Source organism: Desertivirga brevis (genome assembly GCF_017355835.1).
This window is the reverse complement of the sequence record NZ_JAFEWF010000020.1, coordinates 1-3,544: the sequence shown is the minus strand read 5'-3', so window position 1 is coordinate 3,544 and position 3,544 is coordinate 1. Positions and strand designations below refer to the sequence as shown.

Genomic DNA, 3,544 nt, shown 5'->3' with positions numbered 1-3,544 from the left:
AGCTTTTTGTGTTAGTCCACTCTCTTTCCATTGCTGCACCGCCTGGCGCATTTGTGCTACTTTCTTCATTGAGCAAAGAAACAGTAGATTTAGGTGCAAGTAAAGATGGGGTTAGCCGGGCGCTTACTCTGCTGTCAATAAGGCTTTCCAATATCTTTTCCACCTGTACCAACAAGAAGGTGGCTTTTAAAAGGCTGGCGATATGGTATAACGATGTAGAAGCATCTGGTATCTCATCATTTGATACTGTAGCTCGGTCTATCCAAAGTCACTATGAATATGTCCTGAACTACTTTGATAACAGAAGTACTAATGCTTCTGCCGAATCTTTCAACGCCAAAATCAAAGCGTTCAGAGCTACTTCAAGAGGTGTAAGGGATACTGCTTTCTTCTTATATAGGTTAACTAAGATCTATGCCTAGAGATTAATCCCCCAGATATTCTGCTTGATCCCACATAGCCCGGACTAATTACCATGTTAATTTTGCTTGGCTCTCTTTTGAATTTCAATACCCGCTGAAATATTTTTTAAAAAAGTTTTTTAAAATGAAAAAAGAACTTACATTTGCAGCCCCAACGGGATGGTATCATAGCTCAGTTGGTAGAGCAAAGGACTGAAAATCCTTGTGTCGCTGGTTCGATTCCAGCTGATACCACAAAATAAAAAGGTCTTTTTTTAGAGAAAAGGCCTTTTTTTATGCCGTTAAGGCAGCTTTCATCTCACCTTCATTTTGCTGACGAAATACTTCCCCGCTAAGCCTTACATGAAATTTTGTTGAACCCGACGTAGAAAGGTCTCGAATAGGCCACAGTTTTTTTGGCGTCACAAATTGCTTGTATGGCTACCATTGGCAATAACATGAACTCAATCGATCTTTATTTTTTAAAATATGAAAAATATCCGCGCGGTTTGAAATTTCTCATATCCGTCGGAAGGAGTCCATCCTTACAGCTCAACCAGTATCACAAGATTCATTGACGCGAATTGCTATTCCCAAATATATATTCCGGATAAAGGGCTCGATTAAACTTGCTATGGTAGAAGACAAGAAAGTTAATTTATTAACATCCAGCGATAATAACGCTTGTAAAACCATTTTTGCTGGAGCTGATTTCATTTCTTATATCCCCAGACTTGGTGCCTTTTGTGTGCCCATGGAGGAGGAATGCCTTCTAAGTTTACTAAGAATTAGTGCCCGCAGATTATTTATATCCCTGCATCAACACGTAAAACTGCAGAGCCTTTATTTACAGTCATGCCACTACTGTTCCTTTTTTACCTTTCTGTACTATTGTTCTGAAGTAGGATTAAAGTTTGAAGAAATTAGGGCAGAAGATATCAATAGCATAGTGGTGAAGATCTCCAGTCACAATTTTTATAGCACCAGCACCACCCAGATGATGATTAATGCTATCCTCTATTATTACAGGGACGTACTTGGTTTAAAAGGATACAAAGCTCAGATCAGGAGACCGCAAAAAGAAAAGGCTTTGCCAAAGGTAATGTCAAAAGAAGATGTCATTTTCTATAAAAATGGCTACAAGACCCAGTATATCGACCTTCAGAAGAAATACGATTATCAAACAGATAGTTTGACTATCAAAATGACTCCTTCAGCAACGACAGAAGAATTAGGGGAAGGGCTCTGGTCTACAACTTTACAGATCCTATTAATTTTAATTTCAATATTTAATGTTGCCACTCTTGTATATATCATTTCAACAAAGACACAGTATAAAGCACTTTGGATTGTTGCTATGGTTGCCTTTTCAATGACTATTGAATATAACTATTTTAATGGCGACTACGAAATAAGCTTGTTTAATTTCTTACTTCAATTCTCAAACAAATTTGGGTGGTAAAGATATTTTATTCCGACAACAACTCTGATATTCTGGACTAACTACTGACTGAAGGAAAAGCATGCAAACATTGACACATCGGACTAAAAATAGCTTCGCATAACAGTATGTTTAAATTATGCCCGGGCGACTTGCTTCTCGAAGTTTTCTGCTTTTTGATTAAATTAGTGCAGCCTGACACCGAAATGCTTTTAAGCGGGCACAATATAAACACTAAACGTTAGGCGCAAACAATAAAAATTGGAAAAGCAGTACTACATAATTGAGTTGCAACTGGACAACCAAATAAAATACCTTATTTGGGTTCTTGATGAAGTTGACGGCTTGGTTACCGACCCTGCAACAGAAGGATTGCGACTTTTGACTTTCAGTGAAAAAGACGACCTGCTTGGGTTTGCCCAAAAGAACGGATTAATCATAGAAGAGGACGAGCCTGCAAAGTACGACTTCGACATAATTGAAAATTGGTTAAAGAACCAGACTGGATTTACCGACTGCAAAGAATTCCTAAATGCCTGGAATCTGTTTACAGACGTGGTTACGACACTGGGAATTGAGTTTGAGGGAAATAAAAAAGAAAAAGTAAGAAATCGTATCTACGACAAGCTTTTCTTCGGCAACAATATTCCAGCTATTACGCCAGAAGGCCAAGAATACACTCCACAGTGGACTAAAATAGAAATAACAAGGCTTGCAGAGATTCTGAATGAAGGCTTAACAATTCTTAGAAAAAGCCTTTGGTAAAAGAAAAAATGTCAGCGCCTAACAACGTGTAAACGCCAGCTTCGGCCGACGACCTCGCCGCCGTTTACACTAACCGTTTGGGGCAATTTTAATAGGCACACCAAAATGCAATGAAAATCCTGTGCTTACTTCTCATATTACCTCTTTCTGTTGGACTCAGCGATTCATATGACTTCAAAAGGGACTTCGAACGAGACCTCAAGAATTTAAAGATAGAGCACAATTTTCATGATGCAAAGCAATTAAAGCAGTTCGAGCAATTTAAAACTATAAAGCTTGCCGACTTTGAGTTCGTTACTAAAACAAAAGGAAATACCTCGTTGAAAAGGTGGGTAAGAAAAACGGCGGGCGATGTTAAAGAAATCAATGTAGTTGAAGTTTCTATTCCTGCAGACATTACAGAAAAAATAACAGACGTAGAGACGGGAAATGTTTCCGAGACCATACCGATAAAAGGGACTTTTACCTTCAAAACTTATATTTTTAAAAAGATAAGTCAACCAAAGGTATTCTATTACATGACCGAACGTTCACAAGGGTTAATTGAAACCAAGATTGGTAAAATTAGAGATGCAGTTATGTACAAGAGTGTGGTGGTTGGAGTATACTCTGTGCTAGATAAAGCAAAGAAGGAAACTGAAAAAATTATGGCAGACAAATAAAAACTGCCCCTAACAAAGTATTTGAATTATGCGGGTTGAGGTGGTGATATCAATTGAGGTGCTTTTTACCTACTTTAGTGCTAGGACGAATTCGTTCTTTCAAGAAAACTTCCCTCGGAAAGCAAGTTTTTCACTTTCTGGTTGCGGTGTATCCGCCCGAACAACTACATATTGTCAGTTTCAACTAGTTTCTTAAAGTTCTGCGGATAGAGATCTCTGATATTCTTATGGTTGATCGTCATGATATTCTCCAGGGCGTATTTTAACCATCGGTA

At 38.2% G+C, this 3,544-nt stretch carries 4 protein-coding genes and 1 tRNA gene; all 5 read left to right on the top strand.

From position 1 onward, the window contains the following. Nucleotides 1-422: transposase (locus tag J4N25_RS26650; protein WP_207424947.1), on the top strand; the 422-nt coding region annotated here is incomplete at its 5' end. A gap of 161 nt (nucleotides 423-583) precedes the next feature. Continuing rightward, nucleotides 584-656: transfer RNA gene (locus J4N25_RS26645), tRNA-Phe, on the top strand. A gap of 379 nt (nucleotides 657-1,035) precedes the next feature. After that, on the top strand, nucleotides 1,036-1,863 hold the full coding sequence (locus J4N25_RS26640; protein ID WP_207424946.1) for a site-specific integrase: 828 nt from the start codon (nucleotides 1,036-1,038) through the stop codon (nucleotides 1,861-1,863). 240 nt (nucleotides 1,864-2,103) lie between these two features. Further along, nucleotides 2,104-2,607: a hypothetical protein gene (locus J4N25_RS26635; RefSeq protein WP_207424945.1), complete on the top strand. Its 504-nt coding sequence runs from the start codon at nucleotides 2,104-2,106 to the stop codon at nucleotides 2,605-2,607. 110 nt (nucleotides 2,608-2,717) lie between these two features. Next, on the top strand, nucleotides 2,718-3,269 hold the full coding sequence (locus tag J4N25_RS26630) for a hypothetical protein (RefSeq protein WP_207424944.1): 552 nt from the start codon (nucleotides 2,718-2,720) through the stop codon (nucleotides 3,267-3,269). Nucleotides 3,270-3,544 lie beyond the last annotated feature (275 nt).